The organism is Nitrincola tibetensis (genome assembly GCF_003284585.1).
Taxonomy (GTDB): Bacteria; Pseudomonadota; Gammaproteobacteria; order Pseudomonadales; family Balneatricaceae; genus Nitrincola; species Nitrincola tibetensis.
In genome coordinates this window covers 19,653-33,031 of sequence record NZ_QKRX01000012.1, presented here as the reverse complement: position 1 = coordinate 33,031, position 13,379 = coordinate 19,653, and the positions used below count along the sequence as shown (strand labels likewise).

Sequence of the window (13,379 nt, the reverse complement as noted above, 5' to 3'; positions counted from 1 at the left end):
GGGTATTCAAGAGGCGTCTTTTGTGTCAATAATTTTAGGTAGCTGAACAACACAGCTCTCGGAAAGCTTATCATGCCATGTCAGCTTCTCGTCATTGAATAACATCCAAATATAGCCTAAGCCAAAGCAGAGTATTGATAGAGCGGCTAAGAAGAAACGCAAGAGAGATTGAGTCCATGTGAGCTTATAGCCACCAAGAGACTGTACTCGAATCCTCCAAGCTTGCATGCCTAGCGTTTGTCCATTTCGAGTCCAAAAGAAACCGAAAAACAAAAAGGTAATGATGAATAATGCGCTTTTGAGAGCTGGGCCCTCAACCGCTTCGCCATCGTTAAGACCAACAGCAGCGAAGCCTGTGATCATCCATATCGCGACAATAATCATGAAATCATAGAGCATAGCCAAAAGGCGTTTAGCTAGACTTGCTGGACGCATGTCTGATTGCGGTCCCCGAAATGGCCGCTGGGAATTGAGTAGCATACAGTCTGTTCCAAACTTCAACCGACATGCCCAGCTCTTTTAATGCGAAGGCATGTCGGTTGATAGGTTAGTTGATATATCGAGCTTTGTAGGTTTCTGCCAGTTGCTTGGCTGTTTCGACTTCTGTGTCGTTTAGCTTCATTAGCAAACGCTGCGCAATCGGTTGAGCTGTTTTGTCACCTAGGTCGGCTGCGTTTTTCAGCCAAGCAAACGCGATAATATCACTGCTGTGAGCATCGTCAGTACCATGATCAGTGGCATAGAGTGTGCCTAAAAAGAAAAGAGACGGCGTATGTCCTCTTTCAGCGGCTTGCCTGTACCATTGCTCGGCAGTTTCATAGTTTTGCTCAACACCTGTTCCAAAATTGTAGCAGCGCCCCAAGTTATGCCAAGCCGCGACTAGGTCTTGATCTGCAGCTAAGCTGTAGTAGCGATAGGCTTCCTCTGTGTTACGTTCAACGCCTTTGCCAAATTCATACATTTCGCCCAAAGTGTTTTGTGCCTCTGCATTGCCTGCATCAGCGAGAGGGGTTAGGCGTTTAAACTCCACCGCATAGGCTTTGTTTTTCAATGCGCGCAAATGTGTCACGCTGTCTAGGTGGCCTTGGTTCGCGCCGATACTGTAGAGTCGTTCCGCTTCAGTGGCGTCTTCCTCTACACCCCAGCCATTCTCGAATATTTGCCCTAACAGGTTTGCGGCATCGAGATTACCATCTCGTGTCAGGGGTTGGAGGATATTCAGCGCGGCGGAGTAATTTTGCGACGCAATGGCTTCTTGAGCGGATTTAATGTCGTTTGCAGAAACGGGGCTGAACTGAAGTGTAAACAGGAGGCCTGCTGCTGCCATGAGAGTAGATCTTTTCATTAAACGCATACCTCTCGATAGGATCGAGTCAAATTTAGTTTGCCTGCATCTGTGTTGTATGCAGGTCGAATTGAGCAGCCAATACAAGTAAGCAAAGTCCAATGGGCTTCGCTTGGTTTTGATTATTTTAATGAGTGAATAGTACCAAAAAAAACCTCCTGTCGACATCCGCTATAAGGAGGTTCTCAAGTCTAATCTTGGCGTTTAGGGCTCAAAAGCTCGATCATATAACCGTCTGGGTCACGGACGAATGCAAGGATGCTGTTGCCATGCTTCATTGGGCCAGCTTCTCTGACCACTTCACCACCTTTTTCTTTGATGCGCTCACAAGCGGCATAAACATCTTCGACCTCAATCGCAATATGCCCAAAACCTGTGCCCAGTTCATAGGCGTCTGTGTCCCAATTATGGGTGAGCTCAATGGCCGAGTGTTTAGACTCTTCACCATAGCCAACAAATGCTAGAGTAAAGCGGCCCTCGGGGTAATCTTTTTGTCGATGAAGGGACATACCCAATACATTGGTGTAGAAGTCCAGTGACTTTTCTAGGTTGCCGACGCGGAGCATAGTGTGTAACAGTCTCATAAAGTGGCCTCTAACAAAATTAGGCAAGAGAGTTCTAATGAAGCTTGCCAGAAAGAATAATTCACCGATAATTAAAGAGTGTATAAGATACACCGAATTATATTTGATTGCAGGAGATATGATATGTTTCAGGATATGACAAAAATGATGAATGAGTCGATGGGGCCTTTCAAAGATCTCGTTTCCATTCAAACTCAGATGTTTGAAGAGTTAAGCCGCCATCAAATGGAATGTACAAAGGCGTTTCTAGAAGCAACAATGCAGCAAACGCAAGCGATTCAAAAATGCAAAACGCCAGCAGAGTTATTGGAGTTGCAACAGGTTTATGTGAAAGAGCTGGAGAAAACACTGAGGTCTGCAAATGCACAAAACCTTAAAGCCATGCAAGATGCTCGTGCGGCAGTCGAAAAACTGGCGACGGGTTCGCTGACTCGTTTCACTCAATCCAAGTAATGGAAAAGCATTGCAACGTGGATATTGGTATTTTTTATGCATCGACAACGGGCAATACCGAAGATGTTGCGAATTTAATCGCTGAACATTTAGGTGATAGTGCGCATTTGCATGACATTGCTCATGAGGGTATTTCGGCTCTTGAAGGCTATCGTTATCTTATTTTAGGTATTCCAACGTGGGATTTTGGCGAGTTGCAAGAAGATTGGGCTGAGCATTGGGAAGCTTTGCAAGCCACGTCTTTTGCTGGCAAACGCATTGCGCTCTTTGGCTTGGGCGATCAAATTGGCTATGGAGAGTGGTTTGTCGATGCAATGGGGTTGCTAGCCGAGGTTTTGTTGGCGCAGGGAGGTGAACTCGTCGCGCCTTGGTCTGTCGAAGGTTATAGCTTTGAAGCCTCAAAAGCACTAAATGCCGATGGGACACATTTTGTTGGGTTGGCGCTGGATGAAGACGGCCAGCATGCTGAGACAGCAGAGCGTGTCTCTGTGTGGCTAGATGAGGTATGCAAAGCATTCGAAAAGATCTAAACTAAGTCTATATCAGTATGAGCTGATATTGGTTTAACCTGAAAATGAAAAAGGATATTAATATGAAAAAGCTTGCAATGTCGATTTTGGCTTCGGTGGCTTTTGTGTCGGCGGGTCATGTTATGGCTGATGCCGATGCATCAATCGAGTATCGCCAGTCCATTTACAAAGCGGTGAAGTGGCACATGGATCCACTGGGTGCCATGGCTCGTGGTGATCAAGCCTTTGATGCTGATGCCGCTTTGCATCATGCGCGTCAGGTATCGGCTTTAAGTCATATGCCGCTTGAAGGATTTGGTGAAGGTACAGAGGGTGGTGGAGCCAAACCTGAAATTTGGAGTAATTTCGAGCAGTTTTCTGCTGGTATGGAGCGTTTTCAGGAGCATGCAGCTGAACTAGTGGCCGCAGCTGAGAAAGGTGAATTGCAAGCGTTGCGCCCTGCGGTGGGTCAGCTTGGTCAGACCTGTCGAGCTTGTCACGACAACTTCCGCGAAAGACAGTAAGACTTCTGCTAGGATCTGGCCGGAATTTGTTGATATTTCCTGCCAGATTTTCTGTTGTGCCTCTCTTCTATAATTCAAAGATTGATCCATTTCAGGTAAACTATGGGCTTTATTTGAACCCTGAGTCCGTAAGTTCTATCATGGAAATAAACCCTATTCTGAATAACCTCAAAGATTACGCTGAGCGCACAGCTACCCTACGGCGTTATCTTGACTATGATGCAAAAAAAGAGCGTCTGGAGGAGGTTGAGCGAGAGCTCGAAAACCCCGAAGTGTGGAGCCAACCAGAAAATGCACAGCAACTAGGTCGTGAGCGCACGTCACTAAGTCATACTGTTCAAACGCTTGATCAACTGTCTTCGGGCATTGCCGACACGCGTGATTTGCTGGATTTAGCCTATGAAGAAAAGGATGAGGAAATCCTGGCGGAAGTGCTTGCCGATGTCGACGCACTAGGAGTGCAGCTAGCAGATCTGGAGTTTCGCCGGATGTTCTCAGGTGAGGCTGATGCAAATAATGCATTCTTGGATATCCAGTCAGGGTCGGGTGGAACAGAAGCTCAGGATTGGGCTAATATGATGTTGCGCATGTATTTGCGTTGGGGTGAGGATAAGGGGTTTAAAACCGAATTAATCGAAGTGTCAGATGGTGATGTCGCTGGAATCAAAAGTGCCACCATTCGCTTTGAAGGTGAGTACGCATTTGGTTGGTTAAGAACGGAAACAGGCGTGCATCGCCTTGTTCGTAAATCGCCTTTTGACTCAGGTGGTCGTCGCCACACGTCTTTTGCGTCTGTATTTGTCTCTCCGGAAATAGATGACAATATCGAGATAGAAATTAATCCTGCTGATCTTCGAGTCGATGTCTACCGTGCTTCTGGTGCGGGTGGTCAGCACGTTAACCGAACCGAATCCGCTGTGCGAATCACACACGAACCTTCGGGGATCGTGGTTCAAAGTCAGTCAGCTCGGTCACAGCATCAAAACCGTGATGTTTGTATGAAGCAGTTACGCTCTAAACTCTATGAAATGGAAATGTTAAAGCGTAATGCCGCCGCACAAGAGCTAGAAGACTCGAAAGCCGATATTGGTTGGGGCAGTCAGATACGCTCGTATGTGTTAGATGATCAGCGCATCAAAGATTTGCGAACCAATGTGCAAACCTCGAACTGTGACCGCGTTTTGGATGGTGAGCTTGATTTGTTCATAGTGGCCAGCTTGAAAGCCGGTCTTTGATTGAATTTTTTTTGATAGTTAGGGTAATTACTTCATGTCTGAAGTTACACAAGATGATAACCGCCTCATAGCCGAGCGCCGCGAGAAACTAACCGCGCTTCGCCAGCAGGGCAATGCTTTTCCAAATACGTTTCGTCGTGACAGCTATGCCGACGACTTGCAAGTGGCATATGGTGCTAAAACCAAGGAAGAGCTTGAAGAGGCGGCCATAACCGTGGCTGTTGCAGGACGGATCATGTTAAATCGTGGCGCTTTTATAGTGCTTAAAGACATGACAGGTCGCATCCAGTTGTATGTCAATAAAGAGGCGAGAACCTTCGCTAAATCCTTGGATTTAGGTGATATTGTAGGTGTTAAGGGAATTTTGCATAAGTCGGGTAAGGGCGACCTTTACGTTGATATGGCAGAGTTTCAGTTGCTGACTAAAAGCTTACGTCCATTGCCGGAAAAGCACAAAGGTCTGCAAGACACCGAAATGCGTTACCGTCAGCGTTATGTTGATTTAATTACCAATGATTCGTCGCGCAAGGTTTTTGAAACGCGTTCTAAAATTGTAGCAGGCATTCGTCAGTACCTGATTAATCGTCGCTTTATTGAAGCCGAAACCCCGATGCTGCATGGCATACCGGGTGGGGCTACAGCCAAGCCATTTGTGACGCATCACAATGCCTTGGATTTGGAAATGTATTTGCGTATTGCTCCAGAGCTTTATTTGAAACGCTTGGTGGTGGGCGGTTTCGAGCGTGTGTTCGAGATTAATCGAAACTTTCGCAATGAAGGGCTATCGACGCGTCATAATCCAGAGTTCACCATGATTGAGTTTTATCAGGCCTATGCTGATTATCATGATCTCATGGATCTCACTGAAGACATGTTGCGCACCTTGGCTCAGGATATTCTGGGCACTACGACTATTGTGAATACAGTTCGTAACGAAGACGGTGAAGTGCTGGAGCGTTTTGAATACGATCTTTCTAAACCTTTCCGTCGCATCAGTGTGTTTGATTCTATCCTTCATTACAATCCTGATATAGCGCCAGAAGCTTTGTCTGATTTGCATGCTTCACGCCAAATTGCTGAACGTTTAGGCGTTAACCTCATGGATAATTGGGGGTTGGGCCGTGTGCAAATGGAAATTTTTGATAAAACAGTTGAGCATCATTTAGATCAGCCGACGTTTATTACAGAATACCCAACCGAGGTCAGCCCTTTAGCGCGTCTAAACGATGATAATCCCCATGTGACAGATCGCTTTGAGTTTTTTGTGGGTGGACGTGAACTTGCTAATGGTTTTTCCGAGTTGAATGACTCAGAAGATCAGGCAGAACGTTTCCGTCGTCAAGTTGAAGAAAAGGACGCGGGTGATGATGAGGCGATGCATTACGATGCAGATTACATCAATGCCCTAGAGTATGGCCTTCCACCAACAGCGGGTGAAGGGATAGGCATTGACCGTTTGGTCATGCTGTTTACCGATTCACCATCGATCAGAGATGTTGTTCTCTTTCCTGCGATGCGTCCTCGGAGTCAATAATCGTATGGCACTGGAAAAAGCACCTGAGTGGAAAGTCTATTTAGACGATGAGCTTCAAAAGCCTTATATGCAGACACTAAAGCAGTTTTTGCGGTCTGAAAAAGATGCCCATAAGGTGATTTTTCCACCTTCCAATGAGTGGTTTCACGCATTGGAAGTCACTCCTTTGTCTCGAGTTAAGGTTGTTATTCTGGGTCAAGACCCTTATCACCAACCTGGGCAAGCACATGGGTTGTGTTTTTCGGTTCGGCCTGGGGTAAGAGTTCCACCGTCATTGCAAAATATCTACAAAGAACTGCAAGCGGATTTGGGCGTTAGGCCTGTTTCGCATGGTTATCTAGACACTTGGGCAGAGCAGGGAGTGCTGCTGCTCAACAGTGTGTTAACCGTCGAACACAGCAAAGCAAATGCTCATCAGGGACAAGGATGGGAGGCTTTTACTGATCGTATTATCGAATTGGTGAACGAACAATGTGAAAACGTCGTTTTTATGCTGTGGGGGAGTTACGCGCAAAAAAAGGGAAGTGTGATCAACTTAAATAAGCACCTGGTGCTTAAATCGCCTCATCCATCGCCTTTATCTGCGCATCGTGGTTTTTTGGGATGTCGTCATTTTAGTCAGGCTAACCTTTATTTAGAGCAACACCATCAAATGCCGATAAACTGGCAGCTACCTGATAGTGTTTAATCTGTAAATCATCTCTAATCAGCTTTTGACGCTGCTTTCTGTAGTTTCCTAATCGACCTGCTAGCATGAGAATATTCTGCATGGCCTGCTGGGGGAGTGCACTCATGGGTGTATTCCATAGATAAAAAAGTAGATCGCTAATGATTTCTTCAGCGAAGCCTTCTGAGCCAAAGCGGCCGCTTAAATAGGCGTGTATTTCATCATAGTGATAAGATAAGTATTCCGATAAGTCACAAGCTGTTTGTTCGGTCATGATGAGAGCCTCCAGTTGAGTGATTCCCTTCATACTATTACTATTAATAATTATTATCAATAGCGTTAATAGTAATTTGTAGGGTTAAAAAGAGGGCGTTTTTGATATCAGGAAGGCGAGCGTTTTTGAGCAAAAAAAACCAGAGACATCGCTCTGGTTTTTTGATTAAGCTAAATATTAACGTCTAGGAAGCATGCTTCTAAGATCGCGATTGATCGGTAGGCTGAAGTTATGTGAACCTAAAATGACATTGTCTGCTGTGCGAACAACTCGCACATTTACATACAAATGAGTTCCACCAATCGCATAGGTTCCCACTAGAACCGCTTGAGCGTTATGGGAAGTCGATAGATGACGCAATTCTCTAGATAGCATCAACTCGCCAGTTCTTTCTTGAATGAACAGGCTGTCACGCATTTTCACCTCAACGACAGGCACTCCGGTGCGTGCAAGTTCAGATGTAAATACTTCGGCAGCTTGACGACCAAAGGTGGAGGATTGTTGTAAATCATCAATGCTTGCAAAGCTGGCGGTTAACACAGGCTGGTTGATATCCAAGGGCGCTGTGACTGCAAAAAGATGCTTAGATGCTTTACGTAACTCACCAACAACATCGACTTGAATATCTTGGCTTGCCGTATTGACTGGACGGTTGCTACTACATCCAACAGCAAATAGTAGGACCAGAAGTAGGACGGCCGCTTGCGACAACGAAGGAATTCCAATTCTTTTCATTAGGTACTCCTTACCAAGTATTCGTTAAGTTAACAGTGCGAGTGGGGGTCACACGGCGAGATTGATAGTGATCATGGTCACCGCCGTTGATGTAGTAAATATTAGAGGTCGAATATAGAATCCGGTCTCTATCGGTCACCTGCGTAGTGATAATCACTTCTTGATCACTTTTGCTTGTCCAGTTGCCACTAAATAGATCAGCGGCGGCGGCAAGAGGGATAAGGGTCAAAGCAGGCTCGCTGAGTTTGTTGTACGGAATCGTGGCAACGGCAATACCTGCGGTTAGCGCAGTTAAAGCGCCTTGAGGTGCACGTACATATCCACGATCTTTGTGTTTGACTGCTTGAACCGTGAAGCTTACATTCAAACTGTTTGCTTCGGTTGTTTTGACGCTGGCTCCACGGCTAACCAAATGGCTGGTCAGAAGAGATCCAAACGCTTCTGTGAACTGACTCGTCGCATGATCCTCATTGATATAAAGAGGTCTAGCTAACAGGAGTTCATTGCTCATTATCTGCTCAGCCTGGTGCATCGCCAATACATCCCAATGATGTGCGGCTTGCATTTTCTGCTGCGTAGTTAATGGATAAGTAGTGGCAATCGGTGCTTGGGAGGTCTGTACATTAAAACATCCGCTTAACAGAACAGAACCTAACGCGATTAGAGAAACCTTCCGGATCATGGTTAACGCTTCCTTAAAATAAGTTCGCTTGCTGACGCAATCAGAGTGAGACTTGATTAAGTGTAATTGAATTATTTCCAACTTGCACTGTCAAATTGTCGTTAAAAAGCACTTAAAATGCGATTTTTTTCATTTTTTTATCGCTTACTTTCGAAGAGTCTAGGATCTAGATGGTAAGGCAATTCTAAAAGTGATAATGGCTCACCTGTTGCAAGGAAGATTTGCTCGTTTTCGGCGCGCTCTTTATTAATGACAGCCAGTAATTCATACTGATTTGCATTAATATTTGAGGTGGCTGATATAACAACTTGGCCAACCCCCTCTTTTGAATCACTATTAATCATATCGCCTGGAGTCGGTGCTTGTTTCGCTGTGACCTGCGCTCTATACATTGGCTTTTTGAGTTGCCCTCGGTGTTGCAGGCGCGTCACAATTTCTTGCCCTGTATAGCAGCCTTTATTAAAGCTAATGCCCTTGAAAACCTGAAGGTTGAGCATTTGTGGGATGAAGCTCTCTTGAGTTTCAGGTCTGATATCGGGCAAGCCTTGTTCTATGTCCTGCAAAATCCATTGTTCGGTTGGGGCAGGTGATGCTAAAGCGAGTATCTCAGGAAGTAAGGCGGCTAAAATTTCCGTTGTGCCCCAGAGTTCATAGCGATTACCTGGGATGCGTGTCAGGGTCCAATGTTCATTGCGAATGGAATGATACTCTTCCAGCGCAATAGGTTGTCCGAGGCAATGCTGTAAACAGTCCTTAGCCAACGAGCCGGAAAAGCCAAGGCCAGAATGCGATTGGGATAGGTTTTGAAGGCTTACCTTAGAAAAAATACTGTACTTTTTGAGCAGGTTGAAACCTGTATCCGTCAGGGTGTGATGGACTCTTAACCAATATCCCTGTTCAGGGGAGCGCATAACACGATAAAGGCTGGCAATGTGTCCCTTTATATTGCAATGCGTACCTAAACGGCTTCCATCTTGATCAACTTCTCGAAGATCACAGCTGAGTTGGCCCTGAAGAAACTTGTGTGCATCAGGACCCTCAACAGACAGCAATGTTTGATGAAGAAGTGGAGTAACAAAGCAGTTTGACGATGGATCTGGCTGCTCACACGCAAACAACCCATTTACAACGCTGCCTTTGAGATGGCTCAAAAATACATGCTGTGATAAATCCATATTGTCCAAACACTCTGCTAGTTTATTGGGATTAAGTCGTACTATTTTAGACAGGTTCTGAGGGACTATCATCAGATAAAATGCATGGTTATTAAGTGTTCACCGTATTGCTAAAGTGTGCAATGGGCTTGCCAAGTTGCACTGGGCTGTTTGCGTGTAAGGAGTCTGCCCATTGAATTGCGTTTTTCCCAAACAATAAAATAACCGTAGAGCCTAGCATAAAGCGTCCCATTTCTTCGCCTTTTCCCAAATTGATGGGCGGTGAAAATTGACGGTCGAGGATTGTCGGTTTTTTCAGTGGAGGTGCAACCTGTCCTTGCCAGACAACTTCGATACCTGCAACGATCATTGCTCCGACTAGGACCATGGCCATTGGTCCAATTTCAGTATCAAAAATAGCCACTAAGCGCTCGTTGCGCGCGAACAGCTGGTCTACTTCTTCAGCCGTTGTTTGATTCACAGAGTATAAATCACCAGGAATATATACAGTCTCTTTCAGCACGCCACTGATTGGCATATGGACGCGGTGATAATCTCTCGGGGATAAGTAAATTGTCGCAAAGTCACCATTGATGAAAGGCTGAGCACGCGACTCCTCGCCACCTAATAGCGTTGTCACGCCATAGGTGCGCCCTTTGGCTTGAAATACACGACCATGTTCAATTTTTCCAATTTGACTGATGGCTCCATCGGCGGGAGAGGTTATGCTCAAGGGATTTGAGTCAATGGGGCGAGCATCTGGCTTAAGTGCACGTGTGAAAAAATCGTTAAAGCATGCGTAGGCGTCGATGTCTTCTACCAGTGCATCTTTCATCTCTATGTTGTACTGCTTGTGAAACCAATGGATAAAACGTTTCTTAACCCAAGGTGTTTTACAATTTGCCAGAGATCCGACGAGGCGCGATAAGTAATGTTGAGGCACTAATTTTTGGAAACCGATAAAAAGAGCTTTGTTCACATTGAGTCCTGTTTCATATATTTCATGGCTAGGGTCGCTGAGGAGCACAGATAGCGAAAGCGTTCGCAATAAAAGTCATCCAGCTCAAGCGAATTCGGTACTCTGTCAGCATAGACTATGCCGATAGGCATTTTGTTGCAAAAAATCGACATCATGATGAAATCGCTTTCCGAAACATGCTTTAAAAAGTCATGAGGCAGGGCTTGGTGTGTCTGTTTGCGATTCGATTTTTGGCATACATGATTTGCAGGTTTTTCGCAAAGGCGTTTCAGCAATGAGGGGATGTCATAGGCCATTTCAAACCCCGTTAGCGCATGGTCTTTGCCGAATCCTACCTGATAGGCTGTTTGGATGCGATTGTTAGGCACATCAACCGACAGCAGAAGTACTCTTTCTAGACCTAATCCTAGCTTTAAGCCTTTTAATAAGTCTTTTAAGACCTGACCTGGTCGGCTGTAACCGCTATCCGCCGCGTGGAACTGTGTGGCAATATGCTTATATGTTTCGGCATCAGCAAAATCAGGAACCGGCAGAGATTGAGTTTCTTGATCAGCAACGGGTGTGGGTTCTACAGGTTCTGGTAAGGTTGAAGCAATGGGCGGATAAAGTGATTCGCTTTGTGCTTTTTCTGCACTGGAAAAGAGTCCAGGGATGTATGGTTTTGATGCGATCCACAAAAGCTCTGTTGCAGGGGAAAGTACGCCTGGGAGATGGTATTGTCGTGCGGATTCAGCGCATTGGGTATGCAAGCGCGCTTGCGCATCGTATCCACGAAGTTGTAAATAGTCGCTGATAATTTCGAAAATCCGTTTTGCTTTATCGCTGTCCCATCCTCTTGTTGCGGTCAGTGCTAACCAGTTGCTAAGTTTAACTGGAAAAAAAGGTTGTTGAATTAGGTGGTTCACCTCTCTTAGGTCTTTTACCTCCAGACGTGCATCCCCCATGGCTTTAAGATGCAACAGCCCTAGTAAAGATGAAGAGGGGGAGGAGTCATGATTCAATGCGTCAAGTGTCAGCTCGGGTACATGTAAAAGAGAGCCTAGCTTTTGCCCTAGTTCTTGTAGTGTACAGCCGAAAACATCGTGCTCAGCGAGGACGACATCCTGATTGTGTTTGTACACTTTTTCTTGATAGGCCTCTTTGTGAAAAGGTGCGTAAAGCCACATGAGCCAATGGATAAAACCATAAAATAAGGATGCCATTTTGGCTTCTTCACGATAGCTAGCATTGCGTAAATGCAACCAATCAGCCACTTGTGTTGCCGCATGATGACTATCCGCAATGGCTCTGAAGTACATTTTTTGTGGAGTGCTATGCGGGTTGAGCTTTAGAACGGTTAAATTTGCAGCCAATTGTTCAATTCGGTCAAACCCTAGTGCCTGCACGGCATGATTTAAACTGGTGACTTTGGCATGACGGTTGGCCAATAATCGTTGCGCTTCACAGCATAAGTGGAAGCAGAGCACAGGGTCGTGGCTAATAATGGGAGGCAAGGTTATCAGCGTGCTGGATGGGCTATTTAAGGCCTTTTTGAGTCGGATTAGTGTGCTAGCTCGAACGGGGAGCGGCTTGTCTGTTAAGAAGGTGAGCCACGCGTCTACACCTTTTGGTGAAATTGTATTACTCATGGTTGACGATCCCGTTCGTGCAAATAATCACTCAGTTTATAGTTTTTCATCAACAGAGTTAAGAATCATCTTGTAACTAAGGAAGCGTTGTTCAGTGATGTTACCTTCTTCAATTGCTTGCTTAAGCGCACACCCTGGTTCGCGCTCATGTTGACAGTCCCTAAAGCGGCAATGTCCAACGTAAGGTGCAAACTCTCGAAAACCTTCAAGAACCTCATCTGGGCTCATGTGCCATAGCGCAAATTCGCGGATGCCTGGGGAGTCTATTAAGTCACCGCCGTCGGGTAGGTGAAACAGTCGAGCGGTCGTTGTCGTGTGCTTTCCTTTGCCACTTTGCTCAGACAGTGCACCTATTCTTAGGTCAACACCTGGAAGTAGTGTATTGACCAATGAGGATTTACCAACACCCGATTGACCCACAAATACGCTAATGCGTTCATCAAGTGTTGCTTTTAATTCAACAAGCCCTTGGCGTTCAGTGGTAGAGGCATGCAGGATTTTATAGCCTATGTCTTGATAAAGCGCTAGTAAGGGTTCCAGCCAAGCTCGATTAAGATCATTTAGTAGGTCTGTCTTGTTGAGCAGTAGGATCGGCTCAATACCAGAGATTTCGGCGGCAATAAGATAACGATCAATCAGGTTGGCGTGTGCTCTAGGTTCAGGTGCCAAAGTGATAATGATTTGGTCGATATTGGCGGCGACAGGTTTGAGTTCACCGTGATTGTTGGGTCTTTGTAATTGGCTGTGCCGAGGCCTCACGGCGACAACTACGCCACCATCAGGGGATGCACGCCAAATAACTCGATCGCCAGTGACAAGCTGTCCTAAATGAGTTCGCATGTGGCAGCGAATAATGCGTCCAGCTTCATCGCCATCCAAGGCTTCAACATCCAGTTGTTTGCCGAAGTGTGAAATCACAAGCCCGTTTTGCTCAACGCCTAACTCGCCACCTTCTAAGCGTTCATCGATTAGATTGTCGAGTCGATTGGCACGTTCTGTGCGTTCTTTCTGAATTTTTTCAATTCGCCATGATTGACGACGTGATACTTTACGTTTGGACATGCTGGTTTAAGTTG

Annotated in this window: 16 protein-coding genes; 6 read left to right on the top strand and 10 right to left on the bottom strand. The window is 45.7% G+C overall.

Annotation, left to right across the window (positions count from 1 at the left end):
* Positions 1–6: 6 nt before the first annotated feature.
* The 3 genes from DN062_RS14375 to gloA form a co-directional block, all read right to left on the bottom strand.
* Positions 7–480 carry an RDD family protein gene (locus DN062_RS14375; protein WP_112160004.1) on the bottom strand — a complete coding sequence of 158 codons (474 nt, stop codon included), beginning with the start codon at positions 478–480 and terminating at the stop codon, positions 7–9.
* A gap of 67 nt (positions 481–547) precedes the next feature.
* Complete coding sequence (locus tag DN062_RS14370; RefSeq protein WP_112160003.1) at positions 548–1,345, bottom strand: tetratricopeptide repeat protein; 798 nt, start codon at positions 1,343–1,345, stop codon at positions 548–550.
* 191 nt (positions 1,346–1,536) lie between these two features.
* Positions 1,537–1,929: a lactoylglutathione lyase gene (gloA, locus tag DN062_RS14365; RefSeq protein ID WP_112160002.1), complete on the bottom strand. Its 393-nt coding sequence runs from the start codon at positions 1,927–1,929 to the stop codon at positions 1,537–1,539.
* 123 nt (positions 1,930–2,052) lie between these two features.
* Between gloA and DN062_RS14360 the strand changes: the two genes are divergently transcribed.
* The 6 genes from DN062_RS14360 (at position 2,053) to ung (ending at position 6,872) form a co-directional block, all read left to right on the top strand.
* Positions 2,053–2,382, top strand: a complete 330-nt coding sequence (locus DN062_RS14360; RefSeq protein WP_112160001.1) for a phasin family protein — start codon at positions 2,053–2,055, stop codon at positions 2,380–2,382.
* A gap of 17 nt (positions 2,383–2,399) precedes the next feature.
* The gene (locus DN062_RS14355) at positions 2,400–2,912 is read left to right on the top strand and encodes a flavodoxin (protein ID WP_112160093.1); all 513 of its coding nucleotides are present in this window, start codon (positions 2,400–2,402) and stop codon (positions 2,910–2,912) included.
* A 62-nt stretch (positions 2,913–2,974) separates the two neighbouring features.
* Positions 2,975–3,415 (top strand): c-type cytochrome, encoded by a 441-nt coding sequence (locus DN062_RS14350; RefSeq protein WP_162301307.1) that lies wholly within the window; start codon positions 2,975–2,977, stop codon positions 3,413–3,415.
* A gap of 140 nt (positions 3,416–3,555) precedes the next feature.
* Positions 3,556–4,650: a peptide chain release factor 2 gene (gene prfB / locus DN062_RS14345; protein WP_112160092.1), complete on the top strand. Its 1,095-nt coding sequence runs from the start codon at positions 3,556–3,558 to the stop codon at positions 4,648–4,650.
* A gap of 34 nt (positions 4,651–4,684) precedes the next feature.
* Positions 4,685–6,184, top strand: coding sequence for a lysine--tRNA ligase (gene lysS, locus DN062_RS14340; RefSeq protein WP_112159999.1), 1,500 nt, complete (start codon positions 4,685–4,687; stop codon positions 6,182–6,184).
* A 4-nt stretch (positions 6,185–6,188) separates the two neighbouring features.
* The gene (gene ung / locus DN062_RS14335; protein WP_112159998.1) at positions 6,189–6,872 is read left to right on the top strand and encodes a uracil-DNA glycosylase; all 684 of its coding nucleotides are present in this window, start codon (positions 6,189–6,191) and stop codon (positions 6,870–6,872) included.
* On the opposite strand, the gene DN062_RS14330 is transcribed toward ung, so the two are convergent.
* The 7 genes from DN062_RS14330 to rsgA form a co-directional block, all read right to left on the bottom strand.
* Positions 6,808–7,125: a hypothetical protein gene (locus DN062_RS14330; RefSeq protein WP_112159997.1), complete on the bottom strand. Its 318-nt coding sequence runs from the start codon at positions 7,123–7,125 to the stop codon at positions 6,808–6,810. The two genes, ung and DN062_RS14330, sit on opposite strands and share 65 nt — an antisense overlap.
* 177 nt (positions 7,126–7,302) lie before the next feature.
* A complete protein-coding gene (locus DN062_RS14325) occupies positions 7,303–7,860 on the bottom strand; it encodes a FlgO family outer membrane protein (protein ID WP_112159996.1) in 558 nt (185 codons plus the stop codon).
* Positions 7,861–7,870: 10 nt separating this feature from the next.
* On the bottom strand, positions 7,871–8,542 hold the full coding sequence (locus DN062_RS14320; protein ID WP_112159995.1) for a hypothetical protein: 672 nt from the start codon (positions 8,540–8,542) through the stop codon (positions 7,871–7,873).
* Positions 8,543–8,679: 137 nt separating this feature from the next.
* The gene (ygfZ, locus tag DN062_RS14315; RefSeq protein ID WP_162301306.1) at positions 8,680–9,717 is read right to left on the bottom strand and encodes a CAF17-like 4Fe-4S cluster assembly/insertion protein YgfZ; all 1,038 of its coding nucleotides are present in this window, start codon (positions 9,715–9,717) and stop codon (positions 8,680–8,682) included.
* A gap of 91 nt (positions 9,718–9,808) precedes the next feature.
* Positions 9,809–10,675, bottom strand: coding sequence for an archaetidylserine decarboxylase (asd, locus tag DN062_RS14310; RefSeq protein WP_112159993.1), 867 nt, complete (start codon positions 10,673–10,675; stop codon positions 9,809–9,811).
* Entirely contained in the window at positions 10,672–12,303 is a 1,632-nt protein-coding gene (locus DN062_RS14305) for an HDOD domain-containing protein (RefSeq protein ID WP_112159992.1), read from the bottom strand. Before DN062_RS14305 ends, asd begins: the two co-directional genes overlap by 4 nt.
* A 36-nt stretch (positions 12,304–12,339) precedes the next feature.
* Entirely contained in the window at positions 12,340–13,365 is a 1,026-nt protein-coding gene (rsgA, locus tag DN062_RS14300; protein ID WP_112159991.1) for a small ribosomal subunit biogenesis GTPase RsgA, read from the bottom strand.
* Between the last annotated feature and the right edge of the window lie 14 nt (positions 13,366–13,379).

What these genes read in the sequence shown, in the direction of transcription:
- DN062_RS14320 (WP_112159995.1), bottom strand. Translation starts at nt 8,542, where the DNA reads ATGATCCGGAAGGTTTCTCTAATCGCGTTAGGTTCTGTTCTGTTAAGC.
- DN062_RS14370 (WP_112160003.1), bottom strand. Translation starts at nt 1,345, where the DNA reads ATGAAAAGATCTACTCTCATGGCAGCAGCAGGCCTCCTGTTTACACTT.
- gloA (WP_112160002.1), bottom strand. Translation starts at nt 1,929, where the DNA reads ATGAGACTGTTACACACTATGCTCCGCGTCGGCAACCTAGAAAAGTCA.
- DN062_RS14375 (WP_112160004.1), bottom strand. Translation starts at nt 480, where the DNA reads ATGCTACTCAATTCCCAGCGGCCATTTCGGGGACCGCAATCAGACATG.
- DN062_RS14305 (WP_112159992.1), bottom strand. Translation starts at nt 12,303, where the DNA reads ATGAGTAATACAATTTCACCAAAAGGTGTAGACGCGTGGCTCACCTTC.
- ung (WP_112159998.1), top strand. Translation starts at nt 6,189, where the DNA reads ATGGCACTGGAAAAAGCACCTGAGTGGAAAGTCTATTTAGACGATGAG.
- ygfZ (WP_162301306.1), bottom strand. Translation starts at nt 9,717, where the DNA reads ATGGATTTATCACAGCATGTATTTTTGAGCCATCTCAAAGGCAGCGTT.
- DN062_RS14360 (WP_112160001.1), top strand. Translation starts at nt 2,053, where the DNA reads ATGTTTCAGGATATGACAAAAATGATGAATGAGTCGATGGGGCCTTTC.
- DN062_RS14330 (WP_112159997.1), bottom strand. Translation starts at nt 7,125, where the DNA reads ATGACCGAACAAACAGCTTGTGACTTATCGGAATACTTATCTTATCAC.
- rsgA (WP_112159991.1), bottom strand. Translation starts at nt 13,365, where the DNA reads ATGTCCAAACGTAAAGTATCACGTCGTCAATCATGGCGAATTGAAAAA.
- lysS (WP_112159999.1), top strand. Translation starts at nt 4,685, where the DNA reads ATGTCTGAAGTTACACAAGATGATAACCGCCTCATAGCCGAGCGCCGC.
- DN062_RS14350 (WP_162301307.1), top strand. Translation starts at nt 2,975, where the DNA reads ATGAAAAAGCTTGCAATGTCGATTTTGGCTTCGGTGGCTTTTGTGTCG.
- prfB (WP_112160092.1), top strand. Translation starts at nt 3,556, where the DNA reads ATGGAAATAAACCCTATTCTGAATAACCTCAAAGATTACGCTGAGCGC.
- DN062_RS14325 (WP_112159996.1), bottom strand. Translation starts at nt 7,860, where the DNA reads ATGAAAAGAATTGGAATTCCTTCGTTGTCGCAAGCGGCCGTCCTACTT.